This window comes from Alkalimarinus alittae (assembly GCF_026016465.1).
In the GTDB taxonomy this organism is placed as follows: domain Bacteria; phylum Pseudomonadota; class Gammaproteobacteria; order Pseudomonadales; family Oleiphilaceae; genus Alkalimarinus; species Alkalimarinus alittae.
Genome location: NZ_CP100390.1, coordinates 2,920,159 through 2,934,870 on the forward strand (window position 1 = coordinate 2,920,159; position 14,712 = coordinate 2,934,870).

Here is a 14,712-nt window from a genome sequence, read left to right on the forward strand (position 1 = left end):
AAATTGAGATAACACTAAACGCCATACATTGAACACTACGGCTCAATCAACCCGTCGCGATCCCCTGCTAAATAACTAAGACCCGATGCATTAGGTGCATAACATTGCACTGCGTGATCAAGCATGGCAATACGTTGAAATTCAGAAGTTAAAAAGAGGATTAGATGGCAGTGAAGACCTGTTGATTGATGCCGATAGAAAGCCACCATATTGGCGGGCCTTCCTGCTTGCTCATACATCTCTGATAAGGTGCTCTGGAGCTCATCCAGTCTTGAGTGAGATAACAGCGCATCACCTAAATCGACAGTAAACCAACTATTCATAGGCATTGCACCCCTTTAATAATAGCCAAATAGGGTCATTTTCTATTTGTTAATGACCCTATTTCTATAATCTACTTAGCTACGCGGTATCGTCTCAGTTAACTTTTAACAAATTATCGGTGAAGCTCACCGGCTCTTTCAGGCTGATAAGTCACTTCTTTGATTGTTACTTTTATCAAGCCGCCACCTGGTTTAGGCCACTCAATTTGATCGCCTTGAGATAACCCTAGCAATGCACTGCCTACAGGCGCAAGAATAGATATCTTTTTACCACTTGCGTCAACATCTTTAGGATAAACCAACGTCAACAAAATTTCTTCTTTTGAAGATTCAACAAGAAATTTAACCGTTGAGTTCATCGTCACGATTGTTGGCGGTACATCCTCAGGCGCAACAACGTTTGCGCGATCAAGTTCATCTTCTAGCTCATTAATGCCGGCAAAACTACCGGCGGGCAATGACTCTAATAATTTGTACAATCTATCAGCATCTAATGATGAGATCGTTATTTCTGGCCTAGTGTTCATCACATATCCTCAATACTGTTGTAAATACTTTTTTTGAAAAACCGGAAATTAAAAACCATTAACTAACACTTGTAACTGTTCTTTTGCTTCAGTTCCTTCTGTGGTGCTCATATCTACATTCAAATGATCTTCAATTCGGCGCTTTAAGAATAACGACAATCCATTATCTCCCAGCTCTTCAAGTGATGATATTTGTTGCTTATTTTCAGTATTTAACGCCGTTAATTCTAGTGAAAACATCATTAATGCCTGACTGTTTTGACTCGCATTTAACATTACTTTTTGAGCTTCTTCATCCTGGGCTAAATAGTCAGTCAATTCATTCTGCATCGTCTGAAAAACTTCATAGACTGACCATAGATATAGCCCATCTTCTACTTTATCTTCTTCCATTGATGTAAATAATGGCCAAAGAATAGATACTGCTGATGTCGGTGACCTTAGCACTAAGCCATGTCTATAAGCAGCATCTAAAAATAGCGCAGGGTCAGCCTCATTCACCATTGACTGTAACTTAGCAAATACAGTCGTATATTTTTGTTCGCTGAACTCCTTGGGGTCAAAGTATTCTTTATACGTACTTCCCCAAATCAATGACCGTAAAACTTCAAATTCAACATCACTCAAAGGCGATAAGCGATTGGCGACATAGGTTTGAAAGCCGATATCATCAGCACTGTTGTTACTTGAACTCATTAGGTTTGCCTGTATTCAATGGTTAGCAGAAAAGCAATTTATAACCCCCTATCAGGAGCTGCCTAAATTAATCTTCGTCTTCGATATTATCCGAATGAGCACCACGAATACCTGGCTTTGCCATTATTTCTAAATAAAATGACTCAAGATTCAGCTTTTCTGCCTCATCAATACATTTACCAATATCCCCCATATGGATCACTTTAGCGTCTTGCTCTGTGTGACCATACTTGCAATCAAAATCCCAAAAGTCTGCACCATCGGGTAACTTTTTATTGCGCTCCCTTTTGATGTATTTTTTAGCGTCATGCTTAGCCGCTTCAAATAAACGCGCGGTTTTAATTTTGGGATGACTTATTACAAATGTTTTTTTCATGTTGACCCTGGAACTTTGAATTTCAAATAGGCTTCACCCATCAAACAATGGGTGCAATCTACCATTCTACTTAATTACATACAGAAGGCATACATCTTATCGGTAAGATCATAGTATAAGCAATCCCATTACGATTCACCTCACGCCTTTACGCTAAAATGAGTAAAACAGTTATACTTTCCACTAATTAAAATCGCCAGTTAACGATTATTCTTTCTTATATTCATTCACTGCCCTCTACACACCGAATCCCTTGTGAATTATCAAAACACTACTAAGCTTATTTCACATCAGGGCTATGATTTGTTGGTGCACAACTACAAGGGATTTAAGTGATGGTTTTGTTATGAAAAACCGATATATTGGTGCCGTTACCTGCCTATTCAGTTTGACTGTATCGTTTGCTTACGCAAATGACCCTTCGAACGAAGAAGACCTTTGGTCTATGGATATCGAGCAACTCCTTAAAGTTCAAATCACCTCTGCTTCTCGCTTTTCTGAATCAACCCTCACCACCCCAAGCAGTGTCAGCGTTATTAAGCGAGAAGATTGGGAGAAACGGGCTGCTCGACGAACTTCGGATGCCTTTCAGTCACTTTCAGGCGTCATGATATTACCTGTGCCCGCTGGGGGAAATAGCATTCAAGTAAGAGGCTATGGAACGGGCACGGTTAAGGGAAAAGCCACCCTACTGGATGATGTCCCCATTAATAGCTTTATATTCGGCTCAGATATGTTTTCTGTTGATAACATTGAGCTAGCCGCTCTCGATAGGATTGAACTAGTAAGAGGTCCTAGCTCTATTTTATACGGAAGTGACGCATTCCACTCTGCTGTATCCTATAAAACGTGGCAGCCTAGCAGTGGTACAGAACAATCACAGTTTTCTGCCGGACAGAACGATTACCTTCACGGCAGCGTGCAGTCCAGTTACTCATTAAGCGACGAATGGCTTTTGGGTCTTTCACTTTCAGCCTCGCAAGAAGGCGATCAAGATAGCGCGTTTGACTACCAATCCCCCATTGACGGCTCAATTCAATCAGATGAACGGCAGTTAACGTGGGATTCTCAAACGGCTATTTTGCATCTCATTCAAGAGGCTGCCGAAGAGCAAGGCTTTAACGCCAGTCTTTATTATTCGGGTAACGATGCGGATGACTTTCAGGGAGGCGGTAATGCGTCATTCACATCGTATGATCGTGATCGAGGTGGACACGACGGCCGTCTCAGCATGGCCCGTGTAGGTTATAAACAACCATTAGCCTACGATATCGGGTTTGAGGCAAAAGTATACTATTGGAAAATGGAACATAAACAAGAAGTTCAAATCCCCGTCTTAACTGACACCCTATTAGACACCACTGAGTACGATGAGAATAGAGGCGGCATTTCCGCAATACTTCGCCAAGACGCAACAAGTATTGCAACACGTTGGTCGCTAGAGGCTAGCTATGAAGAAGCAGATGTCGATAGCAGCAAGCAAAAACGAATCAGTTTGAATAGCGGCGTTATCGTGCCGTCTAGAACGGTGGATTATAGCGGCGCTGACCAGTCCGTATTCGGCCTATCTTTTGATGCCAATACCGAGCTCGCAACGCAGTGGAATGCCATATGGGGTGGTCGATACGACCACTATAACACCTTTGGTAGTGAGTTTAGCCCTCGAGCAGGTATGATTTTTCAGCCGGTAGAAGACATTGCACTAAAACTGATTTATAGCGAGGCGTTTAGAGCCCCTTCTGCCATTGAGTTAAAAGGCTCGTCCTTTGCTCAGGGTTCCACTGAACTAAAACCTGAAGTAATGCAAAATATTGAATTAGGTTTAGTCAAAAGCGCCGACCTTTGGGAGCTAGAATGGACACTCTTTCATAACCAATGGAAAGACCGAATTGTATTGGTTCCGTTTGTTAAATCAGGCTTCACCTCTAGGTATGCAAATTCAGGCGAAAGCCAATCGAGCGGCAGTGAAGTCACACTCAGAAATCAACTAAACCGATGGTTGTTCGAAACAAGCGCCTCATATGTTTATAGTGAAAACAAAGAGACTAACCAGTGGAACAGCGTCTTTCCTAAATTGATCGTGAATTTTGGTGTTGGCTACAGCTGGCCTGCTCAACAAGTCGAACTATTTGTTTCTAATCGCTATCACGACAATGTTTATACCGGCGATCAGGCGCTTCCTCCTTTTTCGAAAACCGACGCCCCTGCCTATTTCAGAACAGATCTAACCATTAATAAAACGTTTAAAGAGGACTGGGAGATTGGCTTAGCTTTAAGAAATATATTTGATAGAGATAATGTCTTGCCATCTCTTGCAAATAGCTACAACGGGGTACCGGATATTGAATTCGACGCTGCTATGACCGTGCGTTACAAGCACTAATTAACGTCAACAGTAAACCTTAAACAACAGGTTTGAAAAAACATAACATCAGCCCCATCGAACATGGAGACAGACTTATGGGTTTAGCTATCCAGCGTAACGATTCAAACAACGTTCTAATACAAGGGTTTAAGCAATACTTTGATATTCAGCGTGCAGAAAGCCCAGAAACGCTAAGAGATGTCTATCGAATACGCTACGGCGTCTACTGTAAAGAATTTGGTTTTGACTTGCCAAGCCACCATGGCCAAGAACGAGATGAATTTGATCGTTATTCCAGTCACTGCTTACTCACTCATAAGGAATCTGGCAAAAAGGTCGGATGTATTCGGGTTATTTCACTGCCCGAAGCTGACAAGAGAATGGAACTCCCTTTCATCACCCACTGCGCCAACTCACTTTACCGCGATCAAATAGACCCTAGTACGATTAATCCTACCGAGATTTGTGAAATATCAAGAGTCGCCGTGGTTTCTGAGTTTAGACGCCGCCCTGGGGAAAAGTCATCCAAAGACGGGTTAACCGGCAACCTCAAAGTGAGCAATGAAGAGATCGAGCAAACTAGACGATTTCCTTATATAGCGCCTAGCTTATACCTAGCCGCAGGCGCACTATTTTTATCAGGTCAAAAAAAGCAAATTTTTGTCGCTACAGAACCACGTTTAGTCAAAAGTCTATCGATGCTAGGGGTGCGATTTAATCAAGTCAGCGAGCTCACCGAGTATCATGGAAAGCGTGCGGTCTATTACTTTAGCCGCCAATCAATTAAAGAGGATATAGAAGCAATGCCAACATTATTGAATGGTTTTTTCCATTACATCCAGCGGCAAATCACCTAAAGTTGGTGATGATAAAGGCCTAAGGATGATAAAGATGATACTTAATCGCACCCTTAGTTTTAGACAGCACGGACTCATAGCGATTGCTGGGGTCATAATATGCAGTTCGTTTACCTTTGCTAAATCTGCCGTCACGCCCATTAATGTTCAAGCCGCCTTAATCAAAAACTTCACTCACTTAATCAATTGGCCAAAAAGTCATGAATGGGTTTCAGGTAGCCAATTTAAGATTTGCATTTACAAATCCAGCGACCTATTACCCCAACTTGAAGATATCTTTTCGGGTAAGACCATCAAAGGTAAAACCACCACTATCACCAATATAGACTCTCCAGATTTAAGCGATTGTGACCTTGCCTATATAGGTGAATTCTCAGACGACTCTATTCAACCTCTCCTTGAAAACGCACAAGCATTAGGCGTATTGACCATTAGTTCGAACACAGGTTTTGGCGAGAAAGGTATCCATATTAATTTTTTTGAGCGGGGCGAAAATATCGCATTTGAACTAAATAAGCAGACTTTAGACAGCGCAGGTTTTGAAGTTAGCCCCCAACTCTTTCGTTACGCAAAAATAGTGAAGTAAATAAGTGATGTTTAGAAAACTGTCCATAAAAAACAAGTTAACACTTATTATGACCTTGGTCACAACGGTTACGTTGATGTTCGGTTTTGCCGGCATTACGTTATCGTACTATAACGAAAACAAAAGTAATCTAATCGAAAGTGTTGAAAAAGAAGCTCGGTTGGTGGCTAGTTATAGTCAAGTTCCTGTTGCGCTTAATTTTCATGACGACCTAAAACGTATTCTAGATGACGTCCTCATTCCAACTGCGCACACGAGTGCAATTTGCGACTTTGACCCTCCTCAAATTATTCAAGTAGACGCAGGAGGCGGTGAGATCAACGATTCAAGCGTCTGCCAACAATCAGGCAGTTTATGGCAAAACCAGTGGCTTTGGATCACTCACCCCATGCTTGATGTTGCAGGTGAAGAGATGGGCGTTGTGGTCTTTAAAATTTCAACAGCGCCATTCTACCAAGGCGTTCAAGCATTTGTTTATTGGGCGTTGGTTTTTACATTGCTCTCTATTGCCCTAAGTTATTTTCTTGCCAAACACTTACAAAGGTTTATCTCTAGCCCAATAGTGGAACTTGAGGCGGCGACTAAACAAGTATGCAATGCCGAAAGTTATGACTTTCGAGTCCCCGTAAGAACACAAGATGAAATTGGTAGTCTCAGTCACTCATTTAATCAGATGCTCGAAGCGATGGAGCAGCGCCTAATTGAACGAAATAATGCAATCAAAGAAATGCATGTTCTAGCCAACTACGATTCACTCACTCGGCTCCCGAATCGCGCACTCTGTCTCGATCGTTTAACCCAAGCAATTGCAAAAGAGGGCCGGCGAGATCACAAGGTGGCATTAATGTTTATTGATCTCGATAATTTTAAAGACGTTAATGATTTTCTCGGGCATAACGCAGGGGATATTTTATTGATAGAGGTGAGCAAAAACCTCGAAAAAGCCCTTCGAGAGGGCGACACATTAGCTCGCCTAGGCGGTGATGAGTTTGTCGTTTTACTCACCGATTTTGATTCAAAAACAGACCTCGCCAAAGTCGCAGATAAATGTATAACGGCGGTTGCACGAGAATTTAGCATTATGGATAACATCGTCACCGCGTCTGCTAGCATTGGTATTGCGGTTTACCCAGACGATGCAAAAACATCAGTAGAACTATTAAAAGCGGCTGATAGCGCGATGTACCAAGCAAAAAGCAGAGGTAAAAATGCGTACTATTTTTACGAAGAGCGAATCAACGCCGTTGTTGCAAGAAAACATACATTAGCGAATGCATTAAGATACGCACTTAAAGAAAACCAGCTTCATGTTGAGTATCAACCTGTCGTAGACTTGAAAACTGACCAAATTGTCGGAGCAGAAGCATTAATAAGATGGAATCACCCAGAGCTGGGCAAAGTATCCCCTGCTGAGTTTATCCCTATCGCTGAAAGTACCGGGCTTATTTTCCCTCTTAGCTTATTTGTCATCGAATCAGTTTGTCGTTTTGTATCCAAATCACGCCACCAATTTAATGATGACTTCTCTGTAGCCCTGAATTTATCCCCCGTTATTTTAAAGCAGAAATTTTTATTAGAGAACATAAAAGGGTTTCTGCATCAATATCAGGTGCCCGCAAAATCCATCTGCTTCGAAGTCACTGAAAATACACTAATGAATGAAATGGAGCGCTGTATTCAGACGCTTAACGCGCTCAAACAGCTAGGTTCACGAGTCTCTATTGATGATTTTGGCACGGGTTACTCTTCGCTCTCGTACTTGAGTAAGCTGCCTGTCGATAACCTAAAAATTGACCGCTCATTTATTGATGATATCGTGCACGATACCAATGATACTGCAATCACACTTGCTATTATCTCACTGGCTCAAAGCCTAAAACTTAAGGTGATTGCAGAAGGTGTCGAGAATCAGGAGCAACGCTTGTTTCTTCAACATTGTAGTTGCGAATATATACAAGGGTTTTTAGTAAGCCCGTCAAGACCCGACGCATCCTTCATGACGTTTTTGAATAAATATAACCGGCACTAAACACGCCCCGCCAACATAAATTGAGGTAATACCTTTAAAAGTCGTCCAACAACATTCCAAGGGTAAACAGGTACGGTCGATTTTTTCACTTTTTTCTCAATAAGCTCAACCAGAATTTGTGATCCCTTCTCCACGTCAATTAAAAACGGCCGACTCTTCATCTTATTATTAATCGGGGTATCAATATAGCCAGGGTAAAGGCAAGTCACATCAATAGGCGACTTATGAAGTTCAAGCTGCAAGGCATCCATATAAGTCGAAATGGCCGCTTTAGATGCACAGTAAACACTGGCTCCCGGCAACCCTCTGAATGCAGCCACAGACGCAATACCTACAATTTGACCGCTGCCCTGCTGTTTAAAGAGTTTAACCGCTGCATCAATTGTTGCCATCGCACCTAAAATATTAGTTTGAATAATAGCAGCATCTTCACTAAATCGATCACTGCCGATTTCACCACCGCCGCCAACACCCGCATTAGCAACCACAATATCAATCGTCCCCATCAACTTAGCTAATGCTGGAATAACCTTTTGTACAGCAGCGACATCGGTTACATCTAGCTTAACAGTCTCTATAACCAATGCCGGATAGTGCTTAGTAATCGTTGCTGATAGCTGATCAATCGACTCTTTTCGGCGTGCAGCTAATACAAGGTTATACCCCCTTTTGGCAAACTCTTTTGCCATGCCTTCACCAATACCCGAGCTTGCACCTGTAATCAATACTGTTTTGGCCACGTTCATACTCCAATGCTCTCATTTAGGTTGGTGTTAATTAAGGTCAAGAATAATCTGATCTGGAACATCAAGCGTATTGCTATCCCCAGTTGTTAATGGCGCCACTTTTCGTTTCTTCTCATCAGCATCGTCATCATTAGGCGCTATAGCATTCGGCGATATTACGGTATTAGGTGATATCGTTGTTTTGGCTGTGGCCATTGCTTTTGGTGTAGCCGCTGCTTTTGGTGTAGCCGCTGCTTTTGGACTGACTGAGGTATTCGAGGCCGCCGGTGCACTAGGTGAAACATCGGGCGAAGTCACTGGCTGAGTAGCACTTTTAAGGCTAGAAGTTAAGGACTCATACGCTTGTTTTAGTCGGTTAATTTCATTTTTTTGTTCCACAGTTAGCGCCTTAAGCCGCTTTAATTCTTTATTCTTATTAACCAGCTGTTCATTAGATTGGTTGAGTGTTTGCTCTAATGAAAAAATATCCCCTTTGATATTTTGATAACGTTTAGTCAGTGCTTCAAAGGCGTTTGTCCGGTTAGCGACTTCATTTTTCAACTGGGCATTTTGTTCCTGATTAAGCTTCAACTGCGCCATCTGTTTTTTCATCGCCTTTTCTTTTTCATCTATTAAAGCAAGCGTTGTTTCTTTTCCTGAGGCTGTTGTATCAAGGGCTGAGCGAATAATGACATTTTCGTGTTGAAGTTGCTCATTTTGAGCCTTAACTAAATCGAGGTTAGTTTTAAGCGCCTCAACCATTTGATCGGTTGTTTCTAATTTAGATGAAGACGCCACCAACTGTTCCTGCGCAAGCGTAGCCGTCTCGGTTAATTCATCATACTTTAATTGTAATGCAGCCAACTGCTGTTGAAGTGTTTCAGCTGTTAGCTGTAATTCCCCCTCTTCACTCTGCACATTACTCAAATTTTGAACCGCAGCCTGATAATCTAGGTAAAACTTAAACGCACTAAATGCCGCTGCAATCGTGACGATTAACATCAGCGCTAACATCCCGCTCATGAACCGATTACGTTTTTGCAATACATCTATCAATTGTTGTGCGTAATATTGGCTATCTCGTGAGAACTCAGGTTCGGCGCGTGAAACTGAGTGGTTTTGATCGAAAGATTCTGGTAAATCTGGCTGCATAATAATATTAGCTTGTATTAAATGTCAGTAAGTTACGGAGGATTCTTATTCTGAACTATAGCAAAGATGAGCGCTAATAAGAGAATTTAATAACGATTCGTGAATTGCATCTAATGTAGACTCATTAAAGACTCATTGAAAGCACATCAGATACCCTCTTATGTAACATAGGTAGTAACTCTCGTTGAAACCATGGATTACGCTTTAGCCAAATGTTATTTCTAGGGCTTGGATGAGGAAGAGGGACTATATTTGGCCAATATGCCTGCCAATTTTCGACCGTATCCGTTAACTTTTTACCTTCATTCGGAAGATGGTAAGCCATCGCATACTGCCCTATCACCAACGTTAACTGAATATTTTTTAAAGACGAAAGTAATGTTTCCCGCCACTTTTCAGCACACTCTGGGCGAGGTGCTAAGTCTCCCGACTTACCTGTACCGGGGTAACAAAATCCCATTGGTAAGATTGCAAACTGTTTTTCGTCATAAAACGTATCACTTGAAACCCCTAACCATTCCCGCAACCGTTTTCCGCTTGCATCATCAAATGGCACGCCTGTTTCGTGAACCTTTTTACCGGGTGCTTGGCCTGCAATAAGGATACGAGACTCTGCAGATAGCTGGATAATGGGCCGAGGGCCTAAAGGGAGGTATTCTTTGCAGATGGTGCAAGCTCTAACGCTTGCTGCTAATTCATCTATTGATGCCATGACCTTACTCCTAATTGGACAAACGCCTCATAGGGAATAATAGTTCATAATAAAGATACACCCTATATTAAATATAGGGTGTAGTTGCCTGAGCTATCAGACTACATTGCTAATTTATCGCTCAATGATAGCGGTAATACCTTGACCGCCAGCAGCGCAGATAGAAATCAAGCCGCGACCAGAACCTTTCTCCTCAAGCAGCTTTGCAAGGGTAGAAATAATACGCCCACCGGTTGCTGCAAAAGGGTGACCAGTCGCCAAACTGCTACCTTTTACGTTCATTTTACTACGATCAATTGCGCCTAACGCTTTTTTAAGGCCTAACCTTTCTTTACAGAAGCTTTCATCTTCCCATGCCTTTAACGTCGACAACACTTGTGCTGCGAACGCTTCATGGATCTCATAGAAATCAAAATCTTGCAATGTAAGCCCTGCTCTTTCAAGCATTCTAGGAACCGCATAAGCCGGAGCCATCAACAAGCCTTCTTTCTTATCAACAAAGTCAACAGCTGCAACTTCAGAGAATGTTAGATAAGCGCGAATAGGCAGTCCACGCTCTTTCGCCCACTCTTCACTTGCTAGCAAAACACATGAAGCGCCATCTGTTAAGTTGGTGCTATTGCCTGCCGTCATTGTACCTTTCTCACGGTCAAAACAAGGCTTTAATGATGCAAGCTTTTCTAACGTGGTATCTGCACGCAAGACGTTATCTTTTTCAAGACCCGCAAGAGGCGTAATCAAATCATCGAAGAAACCTTCTTCGTAGGCTTTGTTTAGATTTTGGTGGCTATTCCAAGCCAATTCATCTTGCTCTGCGCGCGGTACCTGCCACTCATGAGCAGTAATCTGGCAATGATCACCCATAGATAAACCCGTGCGTGGCTCACCGTTCTCTGGTACTAATGGTGCTAAAAAGCTTGGACGGAAGCGCGAAATGATTTTTAAACGATCGCCATTGGTTTTGGCACGATTTAGATCTAGTAATATTTCACGTAACCCGTCACTTAATACGATAGGCGCATCTGATGTTGTATCTGAACCACCCGCAATACCGCAGTCAATCTGGCCTAAAGCAATTTTATTAGCCACTAATACGGCTGCTTCTAGGCCCGTTCCACAGGCTTGCTGAACATCGTATGCAGGCGTCTCAGGCGACAAACCTGAGCTTAGCGTACATTCACGCGCTAAGTTAAAATCTCTTGAATGCTTAACAACCGCGCCTGCTGCTACTTCTCCAAGCCTTACACCTTGCAAGTTATAACGATCAACCAAACCACGTAATGCAGCAGTAAGAAGCTCTTGGTTGCCTAACTTTGAATAAACAGTATTGGAGCGAGCAAAAGGAATTCGGTTTCCGCCAATAATGGCGACTTTACGTATGGTTTGCGCAGTCATTAAAATAATCCTTATTACAAATAAAATGTGACGCTGAGGTATTAGTCGTTTAATCCTTAGCGTTATCACAATGGTAAATCGATAGACACTCTACATCTGTTTAGATCTTTGGCATTGGCGCAACTGACAATAAGCAGTTTGCAGTTGGTCAATCAAACAACTGTTTTATTTTGATTAGATAGGCGGCACAATGGAAGCACAAATTCAATTTTTTCGATCCTGAATCAGTATTAAATTTGATTTAGGGGCCGTCATATCGCATTTAACTTAAGGGATACATCATGTCCGACTTATATCATAAGGTTTCAAATTCTCCAGTAGGCCGCTCTGTTGTCAGTGCGCTTAATCTACCTGCTCCTGTCATTCTGGAAAGACATAGTCGGTCTAATGCGCCATTTCTCGAAGGTGAAGCACTCATTAGCGGCGCACCTGGTGGCACTGCATTAGAAACTATCTGCGGGGTACTAGGCGCTAGTACTGCCAGCTTATTCGCACTCGATACAACCTCGTTAATCGCTGCGAAAGACATCAAATCTAAAACGAAGGTATCAGCCATAAAAGCTGATGCGATTGATGCAAAAAGACGCTTTAAAGCACTCGTGTTTGATGCTACCGGCATTACCACCACTGAAGACTTAAAAGCTGTTTATACGTTTTTTCACCCAATCATTCGCAACGTTGCCAAGTGTGGACGGATCGTTATCGTGGGTATTGAACCTTCAGCCTGCACAACCCCCGCGATGGCGGCATCGCAAAAAGCATTAGAAGGTTTTATTCGTAGCGTGGCAAAAGAAACAGGCAAAAAAGGCATCACCGCACAGGTGATTTACACAACAAAAGGGGCAGAAAGCCATATTGAATCCCCTCTTCGTTTTTGCCTATCTGCTCGTTCGGCTTACGTATCGGGTCAAACCTTATCAGTATCTAAAGCCACTAAGTCAAAAGCAGCATTTGACTGGAATACACCATTAAAAGATAAAGTCGCATTAGTGACCGGCGCTTCACGTGGCATCGGCGAAGCCATTGCTAAAACACTGGCACGAGATGGCGCACAAGTCGTGTGCCTTGATGTCCCTCAGGCAAAAGATGCGCTTGAGTCAGTTGCCGCTAGTATCGGTGGCACCGCACTCGCGTTGGACATAACCGCAACAGATGCTCCACAAATTATTTCAGCACACTTCCAAAAAGAATTTGATGGGCTCGATATTATTGTTCATAACGCCGGTATTACTCGCGATAAGACATTAGGCAGAATGCCAGAGCATTTCTGGGATCTACTCATCGACATTAATCTATCTTCTGAAGAGCGCATCAACGATGCATTATTTGCTGATGAAGTATTCAACAAGAACGCGCGTATTGTTTGTGTATCCTCCATTAGTGGTATCGCAGGTAACGTAGGCCAAAGTAATTATGCCGCATCAAAATCAGGTGTTATTGGTTACGTTGAATCACTAAGCAAGCAATTAAAAGGTGGCGTGACCATCAACGCCGTTGCGCCTGGCTTTATTGAAACCCAAATGACCGCAGCCATACCGTTTGTTATCAGAGAAGCAGGTAGACGAATGAACTCTCTTAATCAGGGGGGCCAACCTGAAGATGTGGCAGAAGCCATCGCCTTCTTTTCTAGCCCAGCATCTCAGGGTGTTAATGGCAATATTTTAAGAGTTTGTGGTCAAAGCTTGATTGGTAAGTAAGGTTTGGTCTAACCATTGGTAATCTTAACGAATAAAGGCCCTTTTAAGGGCCTTTATTCGTTTTACTAACCTAGATAGGGGGGAGATACGTGCTGATTAATGCCCGTAAACATCCATAGTCGCAGTAACTTCGAGATCAGAAATATACATATCACCGATTGAGTTAGCACCAATAGTGATGCCTTGCATGTCCATATCAGCCGAAAAATCTTTAACATCGATCAACAAGCCTTTTGAACTTGCAGAAACGACGGCAGCCGCATGTGCAAAGCCAAGGTTAGCACCTGCATTTGCGCCACGAGAGTTGTTCATCGCAAATCGACCGATGGAAACACCCATGAAATCAAACGTCATTGCATTTAATTCACTAGCGCCTAATGATCCACCATCTATATTATTCCCCCCAGCAACAGCAAAGTAGGCATTTATCGCAAGCTTTGATGTACTTTCATCAATAATAATATCAACCGGTCCTAGCTTACCTGCCATATTGATCCCAGACACCAACACCGTATTAGCAGCACCGCCAGTACCTACTGCATAGCTAGACGTACGAAGGGCAACTTTCCCCACCTGCAAACCAAAGTCGACGCCGCTCTTCATCGCAAGCGTTTCGTCCCAAGTGTCTGTGCCTGTAACATGTATAACCAAGTCACCATCTTCAATTACGCCATCACCAGCACCTAAAGAAGACTCCAGTAAAGACGCTATTGAAGACACTTCATTTGACCCACCTGCGCCAGTAATCGCTTGGTGAGCCATAAGTACGGAAATTGTTTGTGCGTTTAACGCTACTTGTGGGCTCGCTTGCAATGCAGCAACCACATCCGCAACTGTTGAACCGGTAGTTCCTTCTCCCGCATCAAAGTCAGCAACCAACTGGTTAACAATACCCGCAATACCGTAGTTAGCTGAAACACCAGTACCACCGGCATCCGCAACATCGATTTCAATAGTAATGTTATCTAAGGCTGTTCCTGCGCCCGGAACCCCCACGATTCCGGCACCGCCTAACTTGATGCCTTCCATTGTGATGAAACCGCCATCTTTATAAGCGACTTCACCAATAGATACGTGCGCTTCTAAGTCGATAGACAAACCAGACTGCCCCGTCATTTGTCCCATCTGTGTATCGTCCAACACAGTTAGCTCTGCGTGCGCACTACTTGATAATGCAGTGATTGCAGATACTAATACAACTTTATTCAGACCTTTCATATTATTCTCCTTGAAGAATACAGTATTATTTTTGTTATCTTTGTAAGGTTTAAT

At 42.8% G+C, this 14,712-nt stretch carries 14 protein-coding genes; 5 read left to right on the plus strand and 9 right to left on the minus strand.

All coding sequences use genetic code 11. The annotated features are described in order from the left end of the window. Positions 1–35: 35 nt before the first annotated feature. The 4 genes from NKI27_RS13260 to NKI27_RS13275 all read right to left on the minus strand — a co-directional run bounded on the left by NKI27_RS13260 (position 36) and on the right by NKI27_RS13275 (position 1,922). Positions 36–323 carry a hypothetical protein gene (locus NKI27_RS13260; RefSeq protein WP_265046519.1) on the minus strand — a complete coding sequence of 96 codons (288 nt, stop codon included), beginning with the start codon at positions 321–323 and terminating at the stop codon, positions 36–38. Positions 324–436: 113 nt separating this feature from the next. Next, entirely contained in the window at positions 437–850 is a 414-nt protein-coding gene (gene rnk / locus NKI27_RS13265; protein ID WP_265046520.1) for a nucleoside diphosphate kinase regulator, read from the minus strand. Between the two features lie 48 nt (positions 851–898). Next, complete coding sequence (locus NKI27_RS13270) at positions 899–1,546, minus strand: hypothetical protein (protein ID WP_265046521.1); 648 nt, start codon at positions 1,544–1,546, stop codon at positions 899–901. A 67-nt stretch (positions 1,547–1,613) separates the two neighbouring features. Beyond that, positions 1,614–1,922: a DUF6172 family protein gene (locus tag NKI27_RS13275; RefSeq protein ID WP_265046522.1), complete on the minus strand. Its 309-nt coding sequence runs from the start codon at positions 1,920–1,922 to the stop codon at positions 1,614–1,616. A gap of 346 nt (positions 1,923–2,268) precedes the next feature. Between NKI27_RS13275 and NKI27_RS13280 the strand changes: the two genes are divergently transcribed. The 4 genes from NKI27_RS13280 to NKI27_RS13295 all read left to right on the plus strand — a co-directional run bounded on the left by NKI27_RS13280 (position 2,269) and on the right by NKI27_RS13295 (position 7,759). Beyond that, on the plus strand, positions 2,269–4,305 hold the full coding sequence (locus NKI27_RS13280) for a TonB-dependent receptor plug domain-containing protein (protein WP_265046523.1): 2,037 nt from the start codon (positions 2,269–2,271) through the stop codon (positions 4,303–4,305). Positions 4,306–4,382: 77 nt separating this feature from the next. Further along, positions 4,383–5,144 carry a PEP-CTERM/exosortase system-associated acyltransferase gene (locus tag NKI27_RS13285; protein WP_265046524.1) on the plus strand — a complete coding sequence of 254 codons (762 nt, stop codon included), beginning with the start codon at positions 4,383–4,385 and terminating at the stop codon, positions 5,142–5,144. 34 nt (positions 5,145–5,178) lie between these two features. Continuing rightward, a complete protein-coding gene (locus NKI27_RS13290; protein WP_265046525.1) occupies positions 5,179–5,730 on the plus strand; it encodes a YfiR family protein in 552 nt (183 codons plus the stop codon). 7 nt (positions 5,731–5,737) lie between these two features. Continuing rightward, positions 5,738–7,759: a putative bifunctional diguanylate cyclase/phosphodiesterase gene (locus NKI27_RS13295; RefSeq protein ID WP_265046526.1), complete on the plus strand. Its 2,022-nt coding sequence runs from the start codon at positions 5,738–5,740 to the stop codon at positions 7,757–7,759. Here the strand turns inward: NKI27_RS13295 and NKI27_RS13300 are convergent. From NKI27_RS13300 to NKI27_RS13315, 4 genes are all read right to left on the minus strand, one after another. Beyond that, positions 7,756–8,499 (minus strand): SDR family oxidoreductase, encoded by a 744-nt coding sequence (locus NKI27_RS13300; RefSeq protein WP_265046527.1) that lies wholly within the window; start codon positions 8,497–8,499, stop codon positions 7,756–7,758. The genes NKI27_RS13295 and NKI27_RS13300 overlap by 4 nt on opposite strands. Positions 8,500–8,532: 33 nt before the next feature. Continuing rightward, positions 8,533–9,636, minus strand: a complete 1,104-nt coding sequence (locus NKI27_RS13305; protein ID WP_265046528.1) for a hypothetical protein — start codon at positions 9,634–9,636, stop codon at positions 8,533–8,535. A 124-nt stretch (positions 9,637–9,760) separates the two neighbouring features. Then, entirely contained in the window at positions 9,761–10,348 is a 588-nt protein-coding gene (locus tag NKI27_RS13310; RefSeq protein WP_265046529.1) for a uracil-DNA glycosylase family protein, read from the minus strand. A 114-nt stretch (positions 10,349–10,462) separates the two neighbouring features. Then, positions 10,463–11,743 (minus strand): acetyl-CoA C-acetyltransferase, encoded by a 1,281-nt coding sequence (locus tag NKI27_RS13315; protein WP_265046530.1) that lies wholly within the window; start codon positions 11,741–11,743, stop codon positions 10,463–10,465. Between the two features lie 281 nt (positions 11,744–12,024). Here NKI27_RS13315 and NKI27_RS13320 point away from each other — a divergent pair, with 281 nt between their 5' ends. After that, positions 12,025–13,440: a 3-oxoacyl-ACP reductase gene (locus NKI27_RS13320; protein WP_265046531.1), complete on the plus strand. Its 1,416-nt coding sequence runs from the start codon at positions 12,025–12,027 to the stop codon at positions 13,438–13,440. Between the two features lie 96 nt (positions 13,441–13,536). Here NKI27_RS13320 and NKI27_RS13325 read toward each other — a convergent pair whose 3' ends face one another. Beyond that, positions 13,537–14,658: a DUF6160 family protein gene (locus NKI27_RS13325; RefSeq protein ID WP_265046532.1), complete on the minus strand. Its 1,122-nt coding sequence runs from the start codon at positions 14,656–14,658 to the stop codon at positions 13,537–13,539. Positions 14,659–14,712: the final 54 nt, after the last annotated feature.